This window comes from Caldimonas brevitalea, from assembly GCF_001017435.1.
In the GTDB taxonomy this organism is placed as follows: domain Bacteria; phylum Pseudomonadota; class Gammaproteobacteria; order Burkholderiales; family Burkholderiaceae_C; genus Caldimonas; species Caldimonas brevitalea.
The window spans coordinates 3,353,799-3,375,786 of sequence record NZ_CP011371.1 but is presented as its reverse complement, the minus strand read 5'-3'; the positions used below and the strand labels follow the sequence as shown (position 1 = coordinate 3,375,786).

Sequence of the window (21,988 nt, the reverse complement as noted above, 5' to 3'; positions counted from 1 at the left end):
GCGTGCCGCGTGAGGCGGCAAGGTGGGTGCAAGCATCTCCGCGCTAGCATGGAGACCTGATGATCAGGAGAAACCCTTGAACGACGTCATACCCGCACCCGAGGTGCCCCGCGTGCCGATCGCCGGCGGCGCCGGCCAGTTTCCGGTGCGCCGGATCTATTGCGTGGGCCGCAACTATGTCGAGCACGCCATCGAGATGGGCCACAGCGGACGGGAAGCACCGTTTTTCTTCCTGAAACCGGCCGACGTCGTGCTGCCGGTTGGCGAAGGCGACGTGGGGCAGATGCCGTATCCGACGCTGACGAAAAACCTGCACCACGAACTCGAACTGGTGGTGGCGATCGGCAAGGGCGGGCGCAACATTCCGTCGGGCCAGGCGCTGGAGCATGTATGGGGCTACGCAGTTGGTCTCGACATGACGCGCCGCGACCTGCAGAACGAAATGAAGCAGCAGGGCCGGCCCTGGTCGATCGGCAAAGGCTTCGAAGCCTCGGCGCCGATCGGGCCGATCTCGCCGGCCGGGGTGGTGCCCGGCATCCACGATGCTGAAATCGTGCTGACAGTCAATGGGCAGACCCGTCAGAGCAGCCGCACCAGCAAACTGATCTGGAATGTTTCCGAGGTCATCGAGCACCTGTCGGCCGCGTGGACGCTGGCGCCCGGCGACCTGATCTACACCGGCACGCCGGAAGGCGTCGGCGCGGTGGTCAGCGGCGATTTGCTGCAGGGCCGCATCGAAGGCTTGCGTCCGCTGAACGTCGCGATCAGCGCCTGAGCGGCTGCTGCCTGCCCGCCCGGCCGCCGCCGGTCCCCATGGCGAGGCGGCTGCGCCGCGACAGCACGAGCGGCGAGAACACCTCCATCAGCAGCAATGGAGCACGCTGCCGTGTGTAGCGTGCGCGCCTCGCCCACCAAGGGCCGGCGGGCGGCGGGTCGCCGGTCGCCTCGCGCCAGGCTCGCTCGAGGTGACGGCGCAGCGGGCCGCAGCGGGGCAGGCGGGCGTAGCCGAGCGACACTCGCTCGACGTGCCGTTGCTGAAACAACAGCTGAGCCAGCGGGCGCGTGCCGAGCCCGACCAGCGAGCGCCATGCACCACGGACCTGCACAGCGCGGACCACGCTGCGGGCATAGACGACGGGCGTGCCATCGCAACGCAACACGACTTCGCGCGCATGGGCCCGCGTCGCGGCAGGTGCCGGCAATGCGAGCCGCTCGTCGAACAGCAGGGGGCTGGTGCCCTGGCGCGTACGCTGCACCGCAACGCCGGCCTCGCAAGTGCTTTGCAGATGTGCGGTGAGCGAGCCCGGTGCCGTCAGCCAGTGGCGTGCAGCGGGGTCGAATGGCGGGCGTGATGACCAACGGGGCATGAGGCGGTTGAAATCAGAGCGGGCGCCATCATAGCGATGGGGTCGCGTGACGAACCGACACGCGGTCTGGCTACACTGCCGCGCATGAAGTTGCACAACTATTTCCGCTCCTCCGCGTCGTTTCGGGTGCGCATCGCGTTGGAGCTGAAGGGGCTGGGTTATGACTACGTGCCGGTCCACCTCGTCAAAGGCGAACAACTGCAACCCGCCTTTGCCGCCTTGTCGCCCGAGCGCCTCGTGCCGGTACTAGAAGACGACGGCCGCGCGCTGACCCAGTCGATCGCGATCATCGAATATCTCGACGAAACCCATCCGCAACCGCCGCTGCTGCCGCGCGCCGCCGCAGACCGGGCCCGGGTTCGGGCGCTGGCGCTCGACATCGCGTGCGAGATCCACCCGCTCAACAACCTGCGCGTGCTGAAGTATTTGAACCGGGAACTCGGCCTGAGTGACGACGCCAAGAACGACTGGTACCGGCATTGGGTCGAGACCGGCCTCGAGGCGGTCGAGCGGCAGTTGGCGTCTTCGCCGGCCACCGGGCCGTACTGCCATGGTGACCTGCCAGGGCTTGCCGACTGCGTGTTGGTGCCCCAGATCTTCAACGCGGAGCGCTTCGCGTGCCGGCTCGACCACGTGCCGACCGTGATGAAGGTGTTCGACCACTGCATGCAACATCCCGCCTTCATGCGGGCGCAGCCCTCGAATTGCCCGGACGCCCAAGCGTGACCCTCGGCGCCAGCATGTCCCACCCGGTGGAGGAGGCCGACTGGCTGCGGCCGGCGTGGCCGGCGCCGCAAGGCGTCGGCGCGGTGATGAGCTTGCGCACGGGCGGCTACAGTGTCGGCCCCTACGGGAGCTTCAACCTCGGCTCGCACGTCGGCGACGACGCCTCAGCCGTCGAGCGCAACCGCGAGCGCTTTGCTCGGGCCACCGGCGCTCGGCCGGTGTTCCTGAACCAGGTGCACGGGACCGAGGTGGTCCGGCTGGGCCGCGACACCCCGTCCGGGGTCGAACCGATGCGGGCCGACGCCTGTTACACGACCGAACCCGGTATCGCCTGCACGGTGCTGGTGGCCGATTGCCTGCCGGTGTTGTTTGCCGCATCCGGCGCGCGCGGCGTCGCAGCGGCCCATGCCGGGTGGCGGGGGTTGGCCGGCGGGGTGCTCGAGAACACCGTGGCGGCCTTGTGCCAGGCGGCCGAGTGCCGGCCGTCCGACCTGGTGGCCTGGCTGGGGGCCTGCATCGGCCCGGCCCATTTCGAGGTGGGCGACGACGTGCGCCAGGCTTTCGGCGGCGACCTGGCCGCGGCGCGGTTCACGCCGGGCGTGGCGCCGGGCAAATGGTGGGCGGACCTGGCCGGCCTGGCCTTCGACCGTCTCCACGGGCTGGGATTGGCGAGGGTGACGGGCGGGCAGTGGTGCACCTATCGAGAGTCTTCACGGTTCTTTTCGTTCCGGCGCGACGGCGTCACCGGTCGCATGGCGGCCGCCGTCTGGTGTGTTCGTGACGGCGGCTGATGCGGCATTCGCCGCTTTGCCCTGCGACTCCCGCGCGCGGCGGAGCGCCTTGCGGCGTGGCGTGCCGAGCAGATACACCACCAGCGCCACCGGCCCGAGCCCGTAGAGCAGGAAGGTGAAGATGGCGCCGAGGACGGTCCCCTGCGAGTTGGTCGCCTCGGCGACGGCCATCATCAGGGCAACGTACAGCCAGGTGATCGCGATGAGATACATCAGTTCAGGATCAGTTCAGGGACCTGCAAGGGCTGACATGCCCGGTTGACACGCCTCGAGGAGGCGAGAGGATTATGGCCGCACGGTTCATACGCCGGCAGCCACGGTGTACAAACAAGCAAATCGGCAGCGCGGCCGCGCTGCCGGTGGTCAGGGTTTCGAGGTGACGATGAAGCAAGGTGGAAGCACAGGGTCTTCTAAGCGGCAAAAGGCAGGTGCCGAATCGGCTGCAGCGCCGCGCGCGCCCGCGCGTGCTCGCGCGCCGAAGGCCCCGGCGGCCGCTGTCAAGGCGGCTCCCTCGCCAGCTCCTGCCGCCGTAGCGACCGAGGACACCACCGCCGCTGCGCGGCCCCATGCTGCGCCACAGTCCGCCACCCCGGGCGCGTCGGCGAGCGCATCACCCCCGGCCCCACCACCTATCCCACCCGAAGCAGCGGCTGCGCTCGCCGCGTCGTTCGGCCCGTTGAACCTGCCGCTGCAGGCCTGGTCGGCCTTGCAGGCCGAGTACCTGAAAGAGGCCGCGCAGATCTGGAACAGCATTCTCGATCCGAAGGCGCAGCCCCTGCCGCTGCCCGACCGCCGCTTCGCCGCGCCGGAGTGGTCGGGCAACCGCAGCGCCGGCTTTCTTGCGGCGATGTATTTGTTGAATGCGCGCACCTTGCTGAAGATGGCCGAAAGCTTCGAGGCCGACGAGAAGACGCGCCAACGCATCCGCTTTTCGGTGCAGCAATGGATCGACGCGTCGTCGCCGAGCAATTTCCTCGCGCTCAACCCCGAGGTGCAGCGGCGCGCCCTGGAGACCGGCGGCGAGAGCATCGCGCAAGGGCTGCAACACCTGCTGCGGGACTTGAAGCAGGGCCACATGTCGCAGACCGACGAGAGCCAGTTCGAGGTCGGGCGCAACGTCGCCACGACCGAGGGCAGCGTGGTGTTCGAAAACCATCTGTTCCAGCTGATCGAATACAAACCCCTCACGGCCGAGGTCTACGAGCATCCGCTGCTGATCGTCCCGCCCTGCATCAACAAGTTCTACATCCTCGACCTGCAGCCAGAGAACTCGCTGGCGCGTTATGCCGTCGAGCAGGGGCTGCGGGTGTTCATGGTGAGCTGGCGCAACGCCGACGACAGCATGGGCCGGCTGGACTGGGACGACTACGTCGAAGACGCCTGCATCCGCGCGATCCAGCTGGTGCAGGAGATCAGCGGCAGCCCCAAGCTCAACACGCTGGGCTTCTGCGTCGGTGGCACGCTCCTCGCCTCGGCGCTGTCGGTCCTGGCGGCACGCGGTGAGAAGCCGGCCAGCAGCGTCACCTTGCTGACCGCATTCCTCGATTTCCGCAACACCGGCGTGCTCGACGTGTTCGTCGACGAAGCGGCGGTGCACCTGCGCGAGATGAGCATCGGCGCGCAAAGCCCGGCGGGCGGCGGCTTGCTGCGCGGGCAGGAACTGGCGGCCACTTTCTCGTTTCTCAGGCCCAACGACCTGGTGTGGAACTATGTGGTCGGCAACTACCTGAAAGGGCAGACGCCACCCCCGTTCGACCTGTTGTACTGGAACTCCGACAGCACCAATTTGCCGGGCCCGATGTACTGCTGGTACTTGCGCAACGCCTATCTCGAGAACAAGCTCAAGGAGCCCGGTGCCTTGACGGTCTGCGGCGCGCCGCTGGACTTCGGGCGTATCGACGCGCCGGCCTTCATCTACGGTTCGCGCGAAGATCACATCGTGCCGTGGGACGGCGCCTATGCTTCGGTGCCGCTCCTGAGCGGCGACAAGCGCTTCGTTCTGGGCGCCTCCGGCCACATCGCCGGGGTCATCAACCCGCCGGGCAAGAAAAAGCGCAGTTACTGGACCAACGCGGCCTTGCCTGCCGAAGCGGCGGACTGGCTTGCAGGCGCGACCGAACATCCCGGCAGCTGGTGGCCCGAATGGAGCGCCTGGCTCGAGCCGCAGGCCGGCCGCCGTGTACCCGCACCGAAAGCCCCCGGCAGCGCCCGCCATCCGCCCATCGAAGCGGCGCCCGGACGCTACGTGAAGCAGAAGGCCTGATCTCTACCATCCACATTTCAAGACAACCCGTACAGAAGGAGTCGACCATGACTGACATCGTCATCGTGTCCGCCGCGCGCACCGCGGTCGGCAAGTTTGGAGGCACGCTGTCCAAGACCCCGGCGGCAGAGCTGGGCGCCATCGTCATCGCCGAGGTGCTCAAGCGCGCCGGGCTGCAGGGCGATCAGGTCAGCGAGGTGATCATGGGCCAGGTGCTGACCGCCGGCGTGGGCCAGAACCCAGCCCGGCAAGCGGTGATCAAGGCCGGCTTGCCGAACAGCGTGCCGGCGATGACCATCAACAAGGTGTGTGGTTCGGGCCTGAAGGCCGTGATGCTCGCCGTGCAGGCGATCCGCGACGGCGACGCCGAGATCGTCGTCGCCGGCGGCCAGGAAAACATGAGCCTGGCGCCGCACGTCCTGCTCGGCTCGCGCGACGGCCAGCGCATGGGCGACTGGAAGATGACGGACTCGATGATCACCGACGGCCTGTGGGACGTGTACAACCAGTACCACATGGGCATCACCGCCGAGAACGTCGCCAAGCAATACGACATCACACGCCAGGCGCAAGACGAGCTGGCCCTGGCGTCGCAGCAGAAGGCGGCGGCGGCTCAGGAGTCAGGCCGCTTCAAGGACGAGATCGTGCCGGTCTCGATCCCGCAGAAAAAGGGCGACCCGGTGGTGTTCGCCGCCGACGAGTTCATCAATCGCAAGACCAATGCCGAGGCGCTGGGCGGCTTGCGCGCGGCGTTCGACAAGGCAGGCACGGTGACGGCCGGCAATGCGTCCGGCATCAACGACGGTGCGGCCGCGGTGGTGGTGATGAGCGCGGCCAAGGCGCAATCACTGGGCTTGAAGCCGCTGGCCCGGATTGCCTCCTATGCCAGCGCCGGGCTCGATCCGGCCTACATGGGCATGGGCCCGGTGCCGGCGTCGCGCAAGGCGCTCGAGCGCGCGGGCTGGAAGCCCGCCGATCTCGACCTGCTCGAGATCAACGAAGCCTTTGCGGCGCAGGCCTGCGCGGTGCACAAGGAAATGGGCTGGGACACCAGCAAGGTCAACGTGAACGGGGGCGCCATCGCGATTGGCCACCCGATCGGCGCGTCCGGCTGTCGCATCCTGGTGACGCTGCTGCACGAGATGCAGAAGCGCGACGCCCGCAAAGGCATTGCTTCGTTGTGCATCGGCGGCGGCATGGGTGTTGCGTTGACGGTCGAGCGCTGAGTTTCCTTCTCCGCCGCCGGAGGGGAGGGTGAACACCGCTGGACCCCGCCGCTGTTTACCACGACGCTCCATGGCGGCACGACGAACTCAAGTAGGAGCAGAACATGACTCAGAAAATTGCGTACGTCACGGGCGGCATGGGCGGTATCGGCACCTCGATCTGCCAGCGCCTGGCGCGCGATGGCTTCAAGGTGATCGCCGGCTGCGGGCCGAGCCGCGACTATGTGAAGTGGCTGGATCAGCAGAAGGAACTGGGCTACACCTTCTATGCCTCGGTCGGCAATGTCGCCGACTGGGACTCGACCGTCGCCGCCTTCACCAAGGCGAAGACCGAGCATGGGGTCATCGACGTGCTGGTCAACAATGCCGGCATCACGCGTGACCGCATGTTCCTGAAGATGAGCCGCGAAGACTGGGACGCGGTGATCGACACCAACCTGAACAGCATGTTCAACGTCACCAAGCAGGTGGTCGGCGACATGGTCGAAAAGGGCTGGGGCCGCATCATCCAGATCTCGTCGGTGAACGGCGAGAAGGGCCAGGCCGGCCAGACCAACTACTCGGCGGCCAAGGCGGGCATGCACGGCTTCACGATGGCATTGGCGCAGGAACTGGCGAGCAAGGGCGTGACGGTGAACACCGTCAGCCCGGGCTATATCGGGACCGACATGGTGCGCGCGATCAAGCCCGACGTGCTCGACAAGATCGTCGCGACCATCCCGGTCAAGCGCCTGGGTACACCCGACGAGATTGCCTCCATCGTGTCGTGGGTGGCGTCGGAAGAGGCCGGTTTCGCGACCGGGGCCGATTTCTCGATCAACGGCGGGCTGCACATGGGGTGAGCCCGGTCGCTGCGGGGGCGGCATCGTTGCCGCCCGCCGCCCCCGGGTGATGTCGCGGGGCTCAACGCCCGCCGAGCAACGCCTTCAAGGCGGGCCAAACGTTGTCCAGCATGACAACCTGCGCCTTTTCGTTCGGGTGGATGCGGTCGTCCTGGAACATCGCCAGTGGTTCAGGGATGTCGGCGACGCCTTTCAGGAAAAACGGCACCAGGGCCGCGCGGCGCTCCTCGGCCACTTTCTCGAAGATGGCGGCAAAGCTGGCACCGTAGGCCTTGCCGTAGTTGGGCGGCAGCTGGATGCCGACGATCAGCACCTTGGCGCCGGCGGCTTGCGCCGCCTCGGTCATGGCGCGCAGGTTGGCCTCGGACATCTGGATCGGCAAGCCGCGCAGCGCGTCGTTGCCGCCCAGCTCGATCACCACATGCGAGGGCCGATGCTGCTTCAGCAAGGCCGGCAAACGCGAGCGCCCGCCGGAGGTGGTGTCGCCGCTGATACTGGCGTTGATCACCGTTGCCGGCACTTTTTGCGCGCTCAGGCGTTGCGTCAGCAAGGCCACCCAGCCGGTGCCGCGCTTCAGTCCGTACTCGGCCGACAGGCTGTCGCCCACGACGAGGATCTTGGCCGGTGCGCTGCCGGCCGCGCGGGCCGGGAGATGTCCCAGCGCCGCGCAGGCGAGGGCAAGCGCGATACAGTCGCGACGTCTTCTGCTTTCCAACACCATGAGTGAACCCATCATCGTTGTGGATCGTGTCACCAAACAGGTGCACGATTCCTCGGGCGTGCTGACGATTCTGCACGAGATCGATTTCTCGCTGGCGCCGAGGGAGTCGGTCGCCATCGTCGGCGCCTCCGGCTCGGGCAAGTCCACGCTGCTGGGCATCATCGCCGGCCTCGACACGCCCACCCGAGGCACCGTGCGGCTGGCCGGACGCGACTTGTTCAGCGTCGACGAAGACGCCCGGGCCGCGCTGCGCGCCGCCAAGGTGGGCTTCGTGTTCCAGAGCTTCCAGCTGATGGGCAACCTCACCGCGCTGGAAAACGTGATGCTGCCGCTCGAACTGCAAGGCCGCAGCGACGCGCGCAAGGCCGCCACCGAGATGTTGCGGCGGGTCGGCCTGGGCGAGCGCCTGGGTCACTACCCGCGGGTGCTGTCGGGCGGCGAGCAGCAACGGGTGGCGCTGGCCCGGGCGTTTGTGGTCGAGCCGGCCGTGTTGCTGGCCGACGAGCCCACCGGCAGCCTCGACTTCGCGACCGGCGAAAAGGTGATGGAGCTGATGTTCGACCTGAACCGCGAGCGCGGCACCACCCTGGTGCTGGTGACACACGACCGCGGCATCGCCGGCCGCTGCGACCGGCAGATCCGCATCGAGGCCGGCCGGGTCGCGGCTACCATCGCGGCATGACCGAAGGTGCTCGCACCACGGTGCGCAGCCCGGAGCTTACTCAATGACCGCCAAGATTTTGTTCGGCTTTCACGCCGTGACCGTGCGCCTGAAGACGGCGCCCCAGACCATCCACGAGGTCTACGTCGATGCCTCGCGGCGCGACCAGCGCATGCGCCAGTTCGCCGCCCGGGCCGAGGAGGCGGGCGTGCGGCTGGTGGAGAGCGACGACGAGCGTTTGCACAAGCTGTGCGGCAGCCAGCGCCACCAGGGGGTGGTCGCCAAGGTCGAGCCGGTGCCGCACATCAAGTCGCTCGACGACTTGCTCGACGCCGTGACCGAGCCGCCTTTGTTGCTGGTGCTCGACGGCGTGACCGACCCGCACAACCTCGGCGCCTGCCTGCGGGTGGCCGACGGCGCGGGCGCACATGCTGTGATTGCGCCGAAGGATCATGCGGCCGGCATCAACGCGACCGTCGCCAAGGTCGCCAGCGGTGCAGCCGAGACGATGCCGTACTTCATGGTGACCAACCTCGCGCGCACGCTCAACGAGCTGAAGGAGCGCAACATCTGGGTGGTCGGCACCTCCGACGATGCGCCCAAGACTTTGTATGAAGTCGAGCTGAAGGGGCCGCTGGCGTTGGTTTTGGGTGCCGAGGGCACCGGCATGCGGCAGCTGACGCGCAAGACCTGCGACGAGCTGGTGCAGCTGCCGATGCGTGGCGCCGTCGAGAGCCTCAACGTCTCGGTGGCCAGTGGCATCTGTCTCTACGAAGCGCTGCGCCAGCGCGGCTGAGGCCATGACGATCACGAACGCTGACCTCGACACCGCCCGCGAGTGGATCGCGCAGGCGCGGCGCTTGTGCGTGTCGACCGGTGCCGGCATGTCCGCGGAAAGCGGCGTGCCCACCTTCCGGGACGCGCTGGGCGGGATGTGGGCTCGGTTCGATCCACAGCAGTTGGCCACCGAAGCCGGCTACCGCGCCGACCCGCAACTGGTCTGGGACTGGTATGCCTCCCGTCGTGAAGGCGTGGCCCAGGCACAGCCGAATGGCGGGCATGTGGCACTGGCCGAGTGGCAGCGGCGACATCCCGGGCGCATGACGCTGATCACGCAGAACGTCGATGATCTGCACCAGCGTGCCGGCAGCGATGACGTGGTGTGCCTCCATGGCGGCCTGTTCGTCGACCGCTGGCTCGACCCCTGCCCACGCTGGAAAGGCGGCCAGCCGCCCTGCGACACGAGCACCGCGACGCCCGGGCGGCCGCCGCATTGCGAGACCTGCGGCAACCGGGTGCGGCCCGGCGTGGTCTGGTTCGGCGAGGCCCTGCCGGGGCAGGCGTTGCAGGCGGCCGAAGATGCGGCGAACGACTGCGACGTGATGCTGGTGGTCGGGACCTCGGGCGCCGTCTACCCAGCGGCCGGCTTGCCGCTGTTGGCCCGGCAGGCGGGCGCCAAGGTGGTGGTGCTGAACCCGCAGCCCAGCGAACTGGACGACACCGCCCATCTGGTGCTGCGCGACACGGCCGCACACGGCTTGCCCCTGCTGTTGACCTGAGCCGCTCGGGCAGCGAGGGCGCTCGGTGCCCGTCGGGCCGGCCCGCTACACTGCCATCTCTGTCTGTCCCATCGACGCTGGCGCTGCCGCGGCGGCGCAGCACACCACCATGCCCGTCATCGAAGTCAAGCACCCCCTCGTCAAACACAAAGTCGGTCTGATGCGCGAGGTCGACATCTCGACCAAGAAGTTCCGGGAGCTGACGGCCGAGGTGGCGCGTCTGCTGGCCTACGAGGCCACCGCCGACTTTCCGCTCGAGAAGACCACCATCGAGTGCTGGAGCGGGCCGACCGAGGTCGACCAGATCCGCGGCAAGAAGGTCACGGTGGTCCCCATCCTGCGCGCCGGCCTGGGCATGCTCGACGGCGTGCTCGACATGATCCCCAACGCCAAGATCAGCGTGGTCGGGTTGTCGCGTAACCACGACACGCTGCAGCCCGAGCACTATTTCGAGAACTTCGTCGGTGATCTCGCGGCGCGCACCGCGCTCATCATCGACCCGATGCTCGCCACCGCGGGCTCGATGATTGCGACGGTCGACCTGCTCAAACGCAAGGGCTGCCAGGACATCCGCGCGCTGGTGCTGGTGGCCGCGCCCGAGGGGGTGCAGGCCCTCGACCGGGCGCACCCCGAGGTGCGCTGCTGGACCGCCGCGGTGGATCATCATCTGAACGAGAACGGCTACATCATCCCGGGGCTGGGCGATGCGGGCGACAAGATCTTCGGCACCAAGCAGGAGTGAGGAGGCGAACAATGATGAAGCACCGTACCACCGTGGCGAGCCTGGTGACGCTGATCGCGCTCGCCGGCTGCACCCAGGAGCAGCAGAACCAGTGGCGCCGCGACATTCAGAACTGGACCGGGACCAACGGTGTACTCGAGGTCTATGCCGGTGACAAACTGGTCCGTCGTTTCCTGAAGATCGACAAGATGAGCACCGCGATGGGCACCACCGACAACGTGCCGAGGTCGTACCGGTTCGGCTACGGCGTGCTGGACGAAAACCTCAACGGGCAGGTCGACGACGGCGAGAAGCGGGTGTACTTCGAGATCGGCGACTTCGCCACCAACTACGTGTTCTACGAAAGCCCGCGCTGATACGGCACGACGCGCCTCACGTCAAACCGCTGTCACGCCAGCGCGCCACACTGCCGGTTTCTCACCAGAACGAGGAACCATGGTGTTCAAGTCGAAGCTGCAGATCGTCTCGCTGGTCGCCGCCGTCGCACTCGCCGCCTGCGGCGGCGGTGACGACGACAACGCCGGCGAGGGCGGCAACCAGCCCCTGCCGGAGCAGCCGGCCGCCTCGCGCCCGCTCGTGATCGGCCACCGGGGTGCCAGCGGCTACCTGCCGGAGCACACGCTCGAAGCGTATGCGCGTGCCATCGAGATGGGCGCGGACTACATCGAACCCGACCTCGTGTCGACGCGCGACGGCAGGTTGATTGCCCGCCACGAGCCCAACATCACTGCGACCACCGACGTCGCCAGCCGCCCTGAGTTCGCCGATCGCAAGCGCAAGCGTGTCGTCGACGGCGTCGAAGAGGAAGGCTATTTCGCGTCCGACTTCACGCTCGACGAGATCCGCACGCTGCGCGCGAAGCAGCCGATGGCCGATCGCGATCAGCGCTACAACGGTCAGTTCCAGATCCCCACCTTCGAAGAGGTGCTGAAGCTGGCCCAGGACAAGGGCCGCGAGACAGGCCGCACGATCGGCGTGTACCCCGAGACCAAACACCCGACTTATCACCAGGCGCTCGGGCTGCCGCTCGAAGACAAGCTGCTGAAGGCCTTGACCGATGCCGGCTGGAACCGCGCCGACGCGCCGGTGTTCATCCAATCGTTCGAGCAGGCCAACCTGAAGGCGCTGCGGCAAAAGACGCAGGTCAAGCTGGTGCAGCTGGTGGACGCGAACGACCAGAACCCCGACACCGGCGAGATGGACCTGACCGCGCCCTACGACCGCCCCTATGACTGGACCGCGGCCGGCCGCAAGGGTCCGGCCGACACCTACGCCTACCTGCTGACGGAGCGCGGACTGGACGAAGTCAAGACCTATGCCGACGGCATCGGCCCGTGGAAGCGCTATCTCGTCAAGGTGCGCGCCAAGCTGGACGAGAACGGCCAGCGCATCGATGTCAACGGCGATGGTGTGGTCAACGAAGCGGACTTCGAGGCCGTGCCGGACGACAGCATCGTGAAGGCCGCACATGCGCGCGGGCTGGTGGTGCACGCGTACACCTTCCGCAATGAAGCCAAACGTTTGGCAGGCAGTTACGGCAACGATCCCGGACAGGAGTACCGGCAGTTCTTCAGCCTGGGACTGGACGGGGTGTTCAGCGACTTCCCCGACACCGCGGTGCGGGCCCGTGATGCCTTCGTGGCGTCGCGCCCCTGAGCTGGGTCGTGGCTCCGATGTTCTCTGCTCTGGATACTGGGGTTAACCTGGGTAACCAATACACACAGCTTTACACGGAGGCGCTTGAAACCGACACCCGCGCGGTCCATCTTCGTTTTCAACGCCTTCAGCGTCGGAGAGTGCCCATGAGCAAGAAGTCGCGCTTCTGGATGACGGGATGTCTTGCCGTGGTGATGGCGGCGGTCAACGCCGATTTCGCTAGGCGCCCGTCCGAGCGGCCGCAGACGGCGAAACACAGCAAGTACGACGCGGACGAAACGCTGCGCAAGATCGAGTCGGCGGCGACGGGCAGCGGTTATGCGGTGTTCGCCCGGGTCAGCGCGCCGGGCGCTGGCGCCCCGGGGTCCACGGCGCTGGTGCTGGGGCTGCGCGAAGGGGTGACACCGGTGCTGGTCGGCGAATCGGGAGCTTCGATCGACGCACCCTTGAGCCTCGTGATCGTGCCGCTGGCGGACGGCCGCAGCGAGGTGCGCTTCCTCGACCCCGGCCGCTACCCGGCACCCGCATCCGACGAGGCGCTGGCGGGGCTGGTGCCGCTCGGTGCGATGCTCGACACGGCGCTCGCCTGAGCAGCCCTCGTCGCTCGAGCCTGAATCTCGCTTCGAGGCCCGATGGGTGGCACCGGCTCAGGTTCGCCCTAGATCCAACCCATCGCCCCGACGACGGCCCCGACCGCGATCATCCAGATCGGGCTCAGCCGGGTCTTGAGCATCACCACGACGGTCAACAGCATCAAGGCCCATCCCACCGGCTGCTCGCGGGTCGGCTCCGCCAGCAGCCACGCAGTCGCCAGCACCAGGCCCACGGTGATCGGCGCCATGCCCGCGCTGAAGGCACGCACGCCGCGCGCCTCACGCCGCTGGTTGCGCCAGCGGGTCGCCCACAGCGCGAGGGTGGTCGACGGCAACATGATGCCGAACATCGTCACCGCAGCCCCCATCGGCCCCGCGACGTTCCACCCCACCACCGCGACGAACAGCAGGTTGGGGCCGGGCGCGGCCTGGGCCAGCGCGATCGAGGTGGTGAACTCGGCATCGGTCAACCAGCCGCGTTCAGTGACGACGTAACGGTGCACATCGGGGGCAGTGGAGATGGCGCCGCCGATCGCCAGCAGCGACAACATCAGGAAGTGGCCGAACAGCGACAGCAGGTCGGCGTTCGTCAACCCGTCGCTCATGGCGCGATCCTCCGCCAGGCCGAGGTCACCGACAGCGTGCCGAGGGCGGCCAGCACCCACAGCAGCGGCCAGCGCAGCCCGGCGATCAGCAGCACGGTCACGCCGACGACACCCCAGGCGACCGGCCGGCCCAGCGGCGTCGACTTCAACGAGCCGAGCAGCTTGAGGCCGGTGGCAAAGATCAGCCCGGCCGAGACGGCACCCATGCCGCGCAGGGCGCCGCTGACCATCGTGTGGTGGGCCAGCTCTGCATAGAGGGCGGCGGCGGCCAGCACGATCACGAGCGGCGCGCCCACCATGCCGGCCAGGGCGACGAAGGCGCCGCGCAAGCCGAAGAACCGGTCCCCCACCATCAATGACAGATTCATCACATTGGGGCCCGGCAGCACCTGGCCGACCGACAGCAGTTCAACGAAGTCGTGCTTGCTGAGCCAACGCTCGCGCTCCACCAATTCGCGCTGCGCCACTGGCAGCACACCGCCAAACCCTTGCAAGGCGAGCCGGGTGAAGACCCAAAACAACTGCCACAACGACGTCGGACGGGGTGCAGGGGAGGGGGCGGCTTCAGCGTCAGGCGGCATGGGCATCGAGCGTCGTCAGCATGTCATTCGGGCAGGGCCGGGCGTCGCGCGGCCCACTGGCTGAGCGCCAGGGCCACGGCGACCCAGGCCAGGCCGACCCAGCTCAACACCCCCCAGCCCATGTGCTCGATCAACCAACCGCCGCCGCCGGCGCCGACCGCCTGCCCCAGGTAGATGGCGGACGTGTTGAGCGCCATCAGGGCCGGCGTCAGCAGCGGCGCTGCGTGGCCGAGCCGCGCCTGCTGTGCGGAATTGCAGGAAAAACAGCCGAGCGCCCAGGGGACGATCAGGGCCGCGATCCAGGGCGGCGTGGTCGCCAGCGGCCACAGCAGCAGGCTGAAGCAGATCAAGACCAGCACGGTGGCCACCGCCCTCGCGGCGCCGACCCGGTCGACCACCCGCGACAAGATGGTGTTGCCCAGCAGGCCCCAGGCGCCGAACCAGGCGAACAGCAGGCTGATCTCGTTCGGCGACGCGCCGACGATCTGGCGCAAATAGGGCGCGTAGTAGGCGAACACGGTGAACTGCCCGGCGCCTTGCAGCGCCGTGACGGCGACGATGGCCATCAACACCGGGTTGCGGAACACGCCGCGCCAGGCGCGCAAGCTCATGCCGGGAGGCCGCACCCCGGTCGGCAGGCTGCGGTGCACGCCCATTGCGGCGGCCAGTGCCAGCACGGCCACCAGCCCCATCGCCCAGCGCCAGCCGAACATCTCGCCGATCCAGGCCGAGATCGGCATGCCGGCCACCGACGCGACCGACCAGCCCAGGAACACGAAGGTGATGCTGCGCCCACGCTGCTCGGGGGTGGCCATGTGGCCGATCGCGGCGGCGGCCTGCGGCGTGAAAACAGCCGCCGCCAACACCGTCAGGGCGCGCACGGGCCACAGCCAGGCGTAGTCGGGCATCACGGCGCACAAGGCATGGCCGACGCCATACCACAGCAGCGCCAGCGTCAGCAGGCGACGGCGGTCCCAGCCGGCCACCACCATCGCCAACAGCGGCGCACCGAAACACATCAGGGTCGCGGCGATGGTGATCAACTGTCCGGCCAGCGCGACGGACACGCGCAACGAAGTGGCGAGGTCGTTCAAGGTCCCGCTCACGACCATCACGCCGCAGCCGATGACGAAATTGCCGAACAGCAGTGCGCGCCGCGTCGCCGGCAGCGCGCTGCCGTAGTCGGTTGCGGTGGTCATGCGAGGGAGGTCTTCGGCGCGTGCACGACGGCGGTCATTCGGTAAACCTCCGTGCTACGCACTGCGGTGCGAGCGCCTTCGGGCGGCCGAGCGGCGCTCATTCGGTAAACCTCCGTGCTACGCACTGCGGTGCGAGCGCCTCCGGGCGGCCGAGCGGCGCTCATTCGGTAAACCTCCGTGCTACGCACTGCGGTGCGAGCGCCTTCGGGCGGCCGAGCGGCGCTCATTCGGTAAACCTCCGTGCTACGCACTGCGGTGCGAGCGCCTTCGGGCGGCCGAGCGGCGCTCATTCGGTAAACCTCCGTGCTACGCACTACGGTGCGAGCCCCTTCGGGCGGCCGGGTGGCGCTCATCCCCGGATCACCTTCAGCGCGTCCGGGTTGACGATGTTGGTGGGCGAGCCGTTGATGAAGTTGATGACGTTCTCGAAGGCGGCGCTGAAGTAAAGCTCGTAGCTGTCTTGCTCGACATAGCCGATGTGTGGCGTGCAGACGGCGTTTTCGAGGCGCAGCAGCGGGTGCCCCTGCAAGATCGGTTCGCTCTCGAACACGTCGACCGCCGCCATGCCCGGCCGGCCGCGGTTGAGTGCACTGACCAAGGCGTTCTCTTCGACCAGCTCGGCCCGCGAGGTGTTGACGAACAGGGCGTTGGGTTTCATGCGCAGCAGGTCGTCGAGCCGCACCAGGGCGCGGGTGCTGTCGACCAGGCGCAAATGCAGCGACAGCACGTCGCTGGCCTCGAACAGGTCTTCACGCGTGACGGCGGCGTCGTAGCCGTCGGCCTGGGCCTTGGCACGCGAGGCTTCGCTGCCCCACACCAGCACTTTCATGCCGAAGGCGCGGCCATAGCCGGCCACCAGCTGGCCGATCTTGCCGTAGCCCCAGATGCCCAGCGTCTTGCCCCGCAACACCATGCCGAGCCCGAAGTTGGGTGGCATCGAGGCCGACTTGAGGCCCGACTGCTGCCATGCGCCGTGCTTGAGGTTGCCGATGTACTGGGGCAGGCGACGCATGGCCGCCATGATCAGGGCCCAGGTCAACTCGGCCGGCGCCACCGGCGAGCCGACACCGTCAGCCACGGCGATGCCCATGCGGGTGCAGGTGTCGACGTCGATGTGGGGGCCGACGCGCCCGGTCTGGGCGATCAGCTTGAGCTTGGGCAGCTTTTCGAGCAGCTGCCGCGGGAAATGGGTGCGTTCGCGGATCAGCACCAGCACGTCGGCGTCGCGCAAGCGCACCGACAGCTGGCCGATCCCCTTGACGGTGTTGGTGAAGACTTTGGCGTTGTACGCCTCGAGCTGCGCGGCGCACTTCAGCTTGCGCACCGCGTCCTGATAGTCGTCCAGGATGATGATGTTCATGGCACTTCTTGCATCTGGCGTCAGCTCCCGGAGTGGGCCGCCCGCCGACGTGGGCCACATTCTGCATCTTTCTCGCGAGAACGTTACGATCCGGGGCGCACGGCAAGCCTTGCCCGCATGACCACAACAGGAGACTCCATGACGATCTCGATGTATTCGGCCAGCGTGCCGGTGTTCGCGAAGATGCTGCACAACCTCGACGTGATGCTGGGCAAGGCCGAGCAGCACGCCGCCTCACGCGGGTTCGACGTGGCCGTGCTGCTGGCGGCGCGCCTCGCACCCGACATGTTCGCGTTGACCCGCCAGGTGCAGATCGCCTGTGATGCCGCGAAGTTCGCGGTGGCCCGCTTGTCCGGTGCGGACGCGCCGTCGTTCCCGGACCAGGAGGCCACCGTCGCGGAGCTGCAGCAGCGCATCCGCAAGACCATCGAATACATCGAGTCGGTGCCCCCGGCACAGCTGGACGGCAGCGAAGCCAAGCCCATCAGCGTGCCGGTGCGCGGCGCCGACCCGCTCAGCTTCGAGGGCGAGGCCTACTTGAAGCACCATGCCATGCCCAACTTCTATTTCCATCTGACCGCGGCCTACGCCATCCTCCGCCACAACGGCGTGAGCCTCGGCAAGGGCGACTTCCTCGGCCGGCGCTGAGGCATCATCGGCCACACGCGGCGGGCCCGTGCGGCGCCTGCCGGCATCGCGGGGACCGGTCGGTCCCCTGTCAGCGACGCTGTTTGGAGTCCTCGGTATGAAGTGGTTGCGTCGAACCCTGGCGGCCATCGTGCTGTTGCTGCTGGTCGCCCTCGGCGGGTTATGGGCCTACATCCACCAGGCGCTGCCGAAGACCGAAGGGGTGGTGCGGGTGCGCGGTCCGAAGGCGCCGGTCAGCATCACGCGCGACGAGCATGGCATTCCCTCGATCAAGGCCGAGTCGATCACCGACCTGATGTGGGGGCTGGGCTTCGCGCACGCGCAGGACCGCCTGTGGCAGCTCGAAACGCATCGGCGCATCGGGGCCGGCCGGCTGGCCGAAGCTCTCGGCCCCGGCGCGGTGGACACCGACCTTTTCCTGCGGGCGCTTGGTGTGCGGCGGGCTGCACGTCGACAGTGGGAGCAGACCGGCGGCGAGGCTCGCGAGGTGTTGAGCGCCTATGCCGCCGGCATCAACGCCTACGTGCAAGAGCACCTTGGCGCTCGCCCGCCCGAGTTCGTGCTGCTCGGGCTGCAGCCCGGCGTCTGGGAGCCGGCCGACAGCCTGGCCTGGGCCATCATGATGGCCTGGGACCTGGGCGGCAACTGGAACGCCGAGCTGCTGCGCATGCGGCTCGCCCTGCGCCTGCCGGTCGAGCGCATTCAGGAGCTGCTGCCGCCTTACCCCGGGGAACGGCCCCTCGCTACCACCGACTATGCCGCGTTGTATCGCGGCCTCAAGATCGACGCCTCGCTCGGGGAACATGCCCGGCTGCATGCGCCCGAGTCGGGGCTCGACGGCATCGGCTCCAACAACTGGGTCGTCGCCGGCTCGCACACCGTGTCGGGCAAACCCTTGCTCGCCAATGACCCGCATCTGCGCCTGTCGGCCCCCGCGCTGTGGTACTTCGCGCGCCTCGAGGCGCCCGGCTACAAGGTGGCCGGCGCGACCATGCCGGGCCTGCCCGCCGTGGTGCTGGGCCAGAACCAGCACATCGCTTGGGGCTACACCAACACCGCGCCCGACGTGCAGGACCTCTATCTCGAACAACTGCACCCGCTCGACGCCGGCCGCTACCTGACGCCCAGTGGATGGCAGCGGTTCGACACACACGAAGAGATCGTCAAGGTCAAGGGCCAGGCCGACCGCAAGATCGTCGTGCGCGAAAGCCGCCATGGCCCGGTGATCTCCGACGCGCCGGGCCCGGCCGACGGGTTGACCGGACCGGCGGGCCGGCCCTCATATGCCCTGGCCATGCGGTGGACCGCCCTCGACATCCCCAACGGCACGCTGGAGGCGGGGCTGGCCATGGGACGTGCGCGCTCGGTCGACGAATTTGTCGCCGCGGCCGCAAGCCATGTCGCGCCGATGCAGAACATGGTCGTGGCGGACCACCAGGGCCGCATCGGCATGGTGGCCGCCGGCAGGGTGCCCTTGCGCGCGCCCGAGCACGACCTGAAGGGGCTGGTGCCAGCACCGGGCTGGGACGCCAAATACGACTGGACCGGGGCCCTGGACACCGAGCTGACCCCGCGCGAGTTCGACCCGCCGCGCGGCTGGATCGCCACCGCCAACCAGCGCATCCACCCTCCCGACTATCCGCACTTCCTGACCAGCGAATGGACCCTGCCGTACCGGCAGCAGCGCATCGAGCAGCTGCTCGACGGCGTGCCGCGGCACGACCAGGCGAGCATGGCGGCGCTGCAGGCCGACGAGGTGTCGCTGGCGGCCAAGCAACTGCTGCCGCTGCTCAAGCGCGCCCGCTCCAGCCACCCGCTGGCCGCGGCCGCCCAGGAGCAGCTGGCCGGCTTCAACGGCCGCATGTCGGCCGACGCGGTGGCGCCGCTGATCCTGTGGACCTGGACCCGCCAGCTGACCGAGGTGCTGATCGCCGACGAACTGGGGCCGCAGCTGTGGCAGCAATACGCCAACCGGTCGTTCTACGAAGGGGTGGAAGGCATCCTCGTCGGGCAGCGGGCGTGGTGGTGCGACAACAAGCAGACGGCAGCCGTCGAAACCTGCGCCCAGGTGGTCGACCGCGCCTTCGAGCGCGCGCTCGACGAACTGCAGACCACCTACGGGCGCGACGTGACGCGATGGCAATGGGGGCAGGCGCACCGGGCGCGCTCCGAGCACCGGCCGTTCAGCAAGGTGCGGCAGCTCGCCGCGATGTTCGAGCTGCACACCCCGGTGGGGGGCGACAACTTCACCGTGAATGCGAGCCGCGTCAGCCTGAAGCCGGACGAACTGACCGGCCGCCGCTACCTGAACGAGCACGGGCCTAGCCTGCGCGCGATCTACGACCTGGCCGAGCCCGGCCGCTCGCGCTTCATGCATTCCAGCGGTCAGTCGGGGCTGCCGTTCTCGCGCCTGTACCGCAGCTTCGTCACGCCATGGGCCGAGGTGCGTTACGTCCCCGTGTGGGGCAGCGGCGACCAGGTCCTGACGTTGCAGCCGACCGCACCCTGAGCCCACCGCCGGCGCTGCGGCCGGTCGGGCTCACCAGCCCTGCAGCAGGCGACACAGCGCGGCCAGCAGGGCCCCCAGCCCGGCCAGCGCACAGCCCAGCACGGCAGCACGCCCGCTGCTGGACCTGCGCCCGAGGAACAGGCCGGCCACGAACAGCAGCACGACGGTGGCGGCGTGGGTGACGCCCAAGGCCAGGCTGGCGTCGGCAATCCACCACAAGGGCAGGGCGACGGGGAAGGTGCCGCAGAACACCACGACAAAGGTCTGGACCGCGCCGACGACGTCGAGTCCGGAGGTCGTCGGCGGCGCGAGGTCCGGCAGTTGGGCCCGCAGGCGCGCCAGTTCGGCGGGGCTCAGGCTCTTGACCAGGCTGGCCGGCAGTTCCTCGCTCAGGCCGTCGACAAAACCGCGGTCGTCGGCCGATTGCTGGAGGTCGCGCTGGAAGCGCTGCTGCCAGCCGCGCCGCAAACACAGCCCGCGCCAGTACATGACGCCGCAAATCAGGCTCCAGGCGGTGCTGGCCGACAGTGCGCTCAGGCCGATGGCCCCGCGCGGGCTGCCGAGCACCGCGAAAGCGCCGGTGAACATCAGCGTGACGAGCAGGCCGATGGCGATTTCGCCGACCCGGTCGGCCCAGTTCATCGGCGGACGCAGCGGTGGGCCGCCCGACCACGCAGGCGCCTGCGGCGTGCCGAGCGCCGGGTGGGCGCGGCTGCGGCGGGAGTCTCGGGCGTGTAGGGGGCTACCGGGCATCGATGGGCTCCAGTGCTCCAGTATCTTCATCTTTGTCGCGCAGGGCCAGCGTTCAACCCCGGCCGAGCACGGCTTTTGCCAACTCGAGCACTGACAATGGCGCGCTTCCTTCAGCTTTGTTGTTGATAGTTACAAAAACGGCATGGCCGGCACCTGCGGTCGCCGCGATGACCTTGGCCAGGATGTGCCGCGTGTCGGGGTCGGGCGCGAGCAGCCGATCGAAGGGCTCGAAGCGGCGGCGCGCCTGTTCATACCGGAACCCGCGCTGCAGGTTCCAGCGGCACACCAGCGGCCCGGGCCACAGGGCGCGCAGCAGGGGCAGCTGCGCGTCGATGGTCGGCATGCGGTCGTGCAGGCCGAGGCAATAGCTCGCACCGTGGCGTTTCAGACAGGCGGCCAGGGCCGGCGTCAGCAGCTCGGGGTCGCGCACTTCGACGGCCACCAGGGCCGGGTGGCCGGTGTCGGCGAGTGCCGCGGACACGGCGGCCAACAAGGTGTCGAGCCGCTCCAGCCAGGCAGCGGGCTGCGTCAGCCAGGCCAGCGGCAGCGGCGACACCTGGAACACCAGCACGCCCAGTGTGGGGCCCAGGCCTTGTACCGCCGGCCTCACCAGCAGCTCGACTGCCGAGCCGGCATCGAGAAACAGCGGATTGGGCTCCATCGCGCGGCCGTCGGCGTGGCTGCGCACCACCGCGTCCGTGACGCTCGACGGGGCCTTGACGACAAACCGAAAGCCAGGGGCGACCTGCGCCGCGAGTTGGGCGTAGGCGGCGGCGTCCAGCGGCCGGTAGAAGCTGCGGTCGAGGCTGACGCAGCGCAGCAACGGGTGCTGCGAGTAGGCGGTCAGCCCGCGCTTGGACAGCGTGCCTTCGGCATATCCGCGTCCCCACACCAGGCCCTCCCAGCCGGGGAAGTGCCAGGAGGAGGTGCCGAAGCGGACCTCGGCCGGGAGTGCCGCGGCCAGCGCGAGGACTTCGTCGGAGACCGCAGCCGCTTCCAGCGTCGCAGCTGCGTCAGCCGGCGGCGGCTTGGGGCGTCCGCCGACCGAAGGCGCGGGCGCGCCCCCTGAAGACACCATGGCTTCGGTGGCAAACAGGTCGATCTGCGGAGGCTCGGGCGAAGAGGGAGTATCGGACGCGCGTCTGGGCATCGTGGCAAGGATGTCGGGCACACCTTTGCCACTGTA

General features: G+C 68.5%; 24 protein-coding genes. 15 read left to right on the top strand and 9 right to left on the bottom strand.

Annotated features, from left to right (window positions below; genetic code table 11):
- Positions 1–76: 76 nt before the first annotated feature.
- Positions 77–775, top strand: coding sequence for a fumarylacetoacetate hydrolase family protein (locus AAW51_RS14515; RefSeq protein ID WP_047195174.1), 699 nt, complete (start codon positions 77–79; stop codon positions 773–775).
- Here the strand turns inward: AAW51_RS14515 and AAW51_RS14510 are convergent.
- Entirely contained in the window at positions 765–1,367 is a 603-nt protein-coding gene (locus tag AAW51_RS14510) for a chorismate--pyruvate lyase family protein (protein WP_053013581.1), read from the bottom strand. The two genes, AAW51_RS14515 and AAW51_RS14510, sit on opposite strands and share 11 nt — an antisense overlap.
- Before the next feature lie 84 nt (positions 1,368–1,451).
- Between AAW51_RS14510 and maiA the strand changes: the two genes are divergently transcribed.
- Both maiA and pgeF read left to right on the top strand, forming a co-directional pair.
- On the top strand, positions 1,452–2,093 hold the full coding sequence (gene maiA, locus AAW51_RS14505) for a maleylacetoacetate isomerase (protein ID WP_047197834.1): 642 nt from the start codon (positions 1,452–1,454) through the stop codon (positions 2,091–2,093).
- Positions 2,094–2,107: 14 nt separating this feature from the next.
- A complete protein-coding gene (gene pgeF, locus AAW51_RS14500) occupies positions 2,108–2,884 on the top strand; it encodes a peptidoglycan editing factor PgeF (RefSeq protein WP_047197833.1) in 777 nt (258 codons plus the stop codon).
- Here pgeF and AAW51_RS14495 read toward each other — a convergent pair.
- Positions 2,804–3,097: a hypothetical protein gene (locus tag AAW51_RS14495; protein ID WP_047195173.1), complete on the bottom strand. Its 294-nt coding sequence runs from the start codon at positions 3,095–3,097 to the stop codon at positions 2,804–2,806. The two genes, pgeF and AAW51_RS14495, sit on opposite strands and share 81 nt — an antisense overlap.
- 163 nt (positions 3,098–3,260) lie before the next feature.
- On the opposite strand from AAW51_RS14495, the gene phaC reads away from it, so the two are divergent.
- The 3 genes from phaC (at position 3,261) to phbB (ending at position 7,215) form a co-directional block, all read left to right on the top strand.
- Entirely contained in the window at positions 3,261–5,147 is a 1,887-nt protein-coding gene (gene phaC / locus AAW51_RS14490) for a class I poly(R)-hydroxyalkanoic acid synthase (RefSeq protein ID WP_417903622.1), read from the top strand.
- Positions 5,148–5,194: 47 nt separating this feature from the next.
- Positions 5,195–6,373: an acetyl-CoA C-acetyltransferase gene (locus tag AAW51_RS14485; protein WP_047195172.1), complete on the top strand. Its 1,179-nt coding sequence runs from the start codon at positions 5,195–5,197 to the stop codon at positions 6,371–6,373.
- Between the two features lie 104 nt (positions 6,374–6,477).
- On the top strand, positions 6,478–7,215 hold the full coding sequence (phbB, locus tag AAW51_RS14480; protein WP_047195171.1) for an acetoacetyl-CoA reductase: 738 nt from the start codon (positions 6,478–6,480) through the stop codon (positions 7,213–7,215).
- A gap of 61 nt (positions 7,216–7,276) precedes the next feature.
- Here the strand turns inward: phbB and AAW51_RS14475 are convergent, their stop codons facing one another.
- Positions 7,277–7,951, bottom strand: coding sequence for an arylesterase (locus AAW51_RS14475; RefSeq protein ID WP_269465142.1), 675 nt, complete (start codon positions 7,949–7,951; stop codon positions 7,277–7,279).
- On the opposite strand from AAW51_RS14475, the gene AAW51_RS14470 reads away from it, so the two are divergent.
- The 7 genes from AAW51_RS14470 (at position 7,935) to AAW51_RS14440 (ending at position 13,144) form a co-directional block, all read left to right on the top strand.
- On the top strand, positions 7,935–8,618 hold the full coding sequence (locus tag AAW51_RS14470; RefSeq protein WP_047195169.1) for an ABC transporter ATP-binding protein: 684 nt from the start codon (positions 7,935–7,937) through the stop codon (positions 8,616–8,618). The two genes, AAW51_RS14475 and AAW51_RS14470, sit on opposite strands and share 17 nt — an antisense overlap.
- Positions 8,619–8,661: 43 nt before the next feature.
- Positions 8,662–9,393 (top strand): 23S rRNA (guanosine(2251)-2'-O)-methyltransferase RlmB, encoded by a 732-nt coding sequence (gene rlmB / locus AAW51_RS14465; RefSeq protein ID WP_047195168.1) that lies wholly within the window; start codon positions 8,662–8,664, stop codon positions 9,391–9,393.
- Positions 9,394–9,397: 4 nt separating this feature from the next.
- The gene (locus tag AAW51_RS14460) at positions 9,398–10,156 is read left to right on the top strand and encodes an SIR2 family NAD-dependent protein deacylase (RefSeq protein WP_047195167.1); all 759 of its coding nucleotides are present in this window, start codon (positions 9,398–9,400) and stop codon (positions 10,154–10,156) included.
- A 109-nt stretch (positions 10,157–10,265) separates the two neighbouring features.
- The gene (gene upp / locus AAW51_RS14455) at positions 10,266–10,898 is read left to right on the top strand and encodes a uracil phosphoribosyltransferase (RefSeq protein ID WP_047195166.1); all 633 of its coding nucleotides are present in this window, start codon (positions 10,266–10,268) and stop codon (positions 10,896–10,898) included.
- Between the two features lie 14 nt (positions 10,899–10,912).
- Complete coding sequence (locus AAW51_RS14450) at positions 10,913–11,254, top strand: hypothetical protein (RefSeq protein ID WP_047197831.1); 342 nt, start codon at positions 10,913–10,915, stop codon at positions 11,252–11,254.
- A 79-nt stretch (positions 11,255–11,333) separates the two neighbouring features.
- Entirely contained in the window at positions 11,334–12,554 is a 1,221-nt protein-coding gene (locus AAW51_RS14445; protein ID WP_047195165.1) for a glycerophosphodiester phosphodiesterase, read from the top strand.
- A gap of 146 nt (positions 12,555–12,700) precedes the next feature.
- Positions 12,701–13,144, top strand: coding sequence for a hypothetical protein (locus AAW51_RS14440; RefSeq protein WP_047195164.1), 444 nt, complete (start codon positions 12,701–12,703; stop codon positions 13,142–13,144).
- A gap of 68 nt (positions 13,145–13,212) precedes the next feature.
- On the opposite strand, the gene AAW51_RS14435 is transcribed toward AAW51_RS14440, so the two are convergent.
- The 4 genes from AAW51_RS14435 to AAW51_RS14420 form a co-directional block, all read right to left on the bottom strand.
- Entirely contained in the window at positions 13,213–13,752 is a 540-nt protein-coding gene (locus tag AAW51_RS14435; protein ID WP_047195163.1) for a chromate transporter, read from the bottom strand.
- Complete coding sequence (locus AAW51_RS14430; protein WP_157359893.1) at positions 13,749–14,339, bottom strand: chromate transporter; 591 nt, start codon at positions 14,337–14,339, stop codon at positions 13,749–13,751. Before AAW51_RS14430 ends, AAW51_RS14435 begins: the two co-directional genes overlap by 4 nt.
- 17 nt (positions 14,340–14,356) lie before the next feature.
- Positions 14,357–15,532: an MFS transporter gene (locus tag AAW51_RS14425; protein WP_047195161.1), complete on the bottom strand. Its 1,176-nt coding sequence runs from the start codon at positions 15,530–15,532 to the stop codon at positions 14,357–14,359.
- Positions 15,533–15,881: 349 nt separating this feature from the next.
- Complete coding sequence (locus AAW51_RS14420; RefSeq protein WP_047195160.1) at positions 15,882–16,892, bottom strand: D-2-hydroxyacid dehydrogenase family protein; 1,011 nt, start codon at positions 16,890–16,892, stop codon at positions 15,882–15,884.
- A gap of 138 nt (positions 16,893–17,030) precedes the next feature.
- On the opposite strand from AAW51_RS14420, the gene AAW51_RS14415 reads away from it, so the two are divergent.
- Together AAW51_RS14415 and AAW51_RS14410 are read left to right on the top strand one after the other, a co-directional pair.
- Complete coding sequence (locus tag AAW51_RS14415; RefSeq protein ID WP_047195159.1) at positions 17,031–17,540, top strand: DUF1993 domain-containing protein; 510 nt, start codon at positions 17,031–17,033, stop codon at positions 17,538–17,540.
- Positions 17,541–17,637: 97 nt separating this feature from the next.
- Positions 17,638–20,049 carry a penicillin acylase family protein gene (locus tag AAW51_RS14410; RefSeq protein WP_047195158.1) on the top strand — a complete coding sequence of 804 codons (2,412 nt, stop codon included), beginning with the start codon at positions 17,638–17,640 and terminating at the stop codon, positions 20,047–20,049.
- A 30-nt stretch (positions 20,050–20,079) separates the two neighbouring features.
- Here AAW51_RS14410 and AAW51_RS14405 read toward each other — a convergent pair whose 3' ends face one another.
- Positions 20,080–20,802: a hypothetical protein gene (locus tag AAW51_RS14405; RefSeq protein WP_157359892.1), complete on the bottom strand. Its 723-nt coding sequence runs from the start codon at positions 20,800–20,802 to the stop codon at positions 20,080–20,082.
- 52 nt (positions 20,803–20,854) lie between these two features.
- Entirely contained in the window at positions 20,855–21,880 is a 1,026-nt protein-coding gene (locus AAW51_RS14400; RefSeq protein ID WP_047197830.1) for a DUF72 domain-containing protein, read from the bottom strand.
- Positions 21,881–21,988 lie beyond the last annotated feature (108 nt).

Coding starts and splice junctions, on each gene's coding strand:
- AAW51_RS14450 (WP_047197831.1), top strand. CDS start 10,913: ATGAAGCACCGTACCACCGTGGCGAGCCTGGTGACGCTGATCGCGCTC.
- AAW51_RS14420 (WP_047195160.1), bottom strand. CDS start 16,892: ATGAACATCATCATCCTGGACGACTATCAGGACGCGGTGCGCAAGCTG.
- AAW51_RS14400 (WP_047197830.1), bottom strand. CDS start 21,880: ATGGTGTCTTCAGGGGGCGCGCCCGCGCCTTCGGTCGGCGGACGCCCC.
- AAW51_RS14460 (WP_047195167.1), top strand. CDS start 9,398: ATGACGATCACGAACGCTGACCTCGACACCGCCCGCGAGTGGATCGCG.
- phbB (WP_047195171.1), top strand. CDS start 6,478: ATGACTCAGAAAATTGCGTACGTCACGGGCGGCATGGGCGGTATCGGC.
- AAW51_RS14405 (WP_157359892.1), bottom strand. CDS start 20,802: ATGCCCGGTAGCCCCCTACACGCCCGAGACTCCCGCCGCAGCCGCGCC.
- AAW51_RS14430 (WP_157359893.1), bottom strand. CDS start 14,339: ATGCCCATGCCGCCTGACGCTGAAGCCGCCCCCTCCCCTGCACCCCGT.
- AAW51_RS14410 (WP_047195158.1), top strand. CDS start 17,638: ATGAAGTGGTTGCGTCGAACCCTGGCGGCCATCGTGCTGTTGCTGCTG.
- AAW51_RS14440 (WP_047195164.1), top strand. CDS start 12,701: ATGAGCAAGAAGTCGCGCTTCTGGATGACGGGATGTCTTGCCGTGGTG.
- AAW51_RS14445 (WP_047195165.1), top strand. CDS start 11,334: ATGGTGTTCAAGTCGAAGCTGCAGATCGTCTCGCTGGTCGCCGCCGTC.
- rlmB (WP_047195168.1), top strand. CDS start 8,662: ATGACCGCCAAGATTTTGTTCGGCTTTCACGCCGTGACCGTGCGCCTG.
- AAW51_RS14415 (WP_047195159.1), top strand. CDS start 17,031: ATGACGATCTCGATGTATTCGGCCAGCGTGCCGGTGTTCGCGAAGATG.
- pgeF (WP_047197833.1), top strand. CDS start 2,108: ATGTCCCACCCGGTGGAGGAGGCCGACTGGCTGCGGCCGGCGTGGCCG.
- AAW51_RS14475 (WP_269465142.1), bottom strand. CDS start 7,951: ATGATGGGTTCACTCATGGTGTTGGAAAGCAGAAGACGTCGCGACTGT.
- AAW51_RS14425 (WP_047195161.1), bottom strand. CDS start 15,532: ATGACCACCGCAACCGACTACGGCAGCGCGCTGCCGGCGACGCGGCGC.
- AAW51_RS14470 (WP_047195169.1), top strand. CDS start 7,935: ATGAGTGAACCCATCATCGTTGTGGATCGTGTCACCAAACAGGTGCAC.
- maiA (WP_047197834.1), top strand. CDS start 1,452: ATGAAGTTGCACAACTATTTCCGCTCCTCCGCGTCGTTTCGGGTGCGC.
- AAW51_RS14495 (WP_047195173.1), bottom strand. CDS start 3,097: ATGTATCTCATCGCGATCACCTGGCTGTACGTTGCCCTGATGATGGCC.
- upp (WP_047195166.1), top strand. CDS start 10,266: ATGCCCGTCATCGAAGTCAAGCACCCCCTCGTCAAACACAAAGTCGGT.
- AAW51_RS14435 (WP_047195163.1), bottom strand. CDS start 13,752: ATGAGCGACGGGTTGACGAACGCCGACCTGCTGTCGCTGTTCGGCCAC.
- AAW51_RS14510 (WP_053013581.1), bottom strand. CDS start 1,367: ATGCCCCGTTGGTCATCACGCCCGCCATTCGACCCCGCTGCACGCCAC.
- AAW51_RS14485 (WP_047195172.1), top strand. CDS start 5,195: ATGACTGACATCGTCATCGTGTCCGCCGCGCGCACCGCGGTCGGCAAG.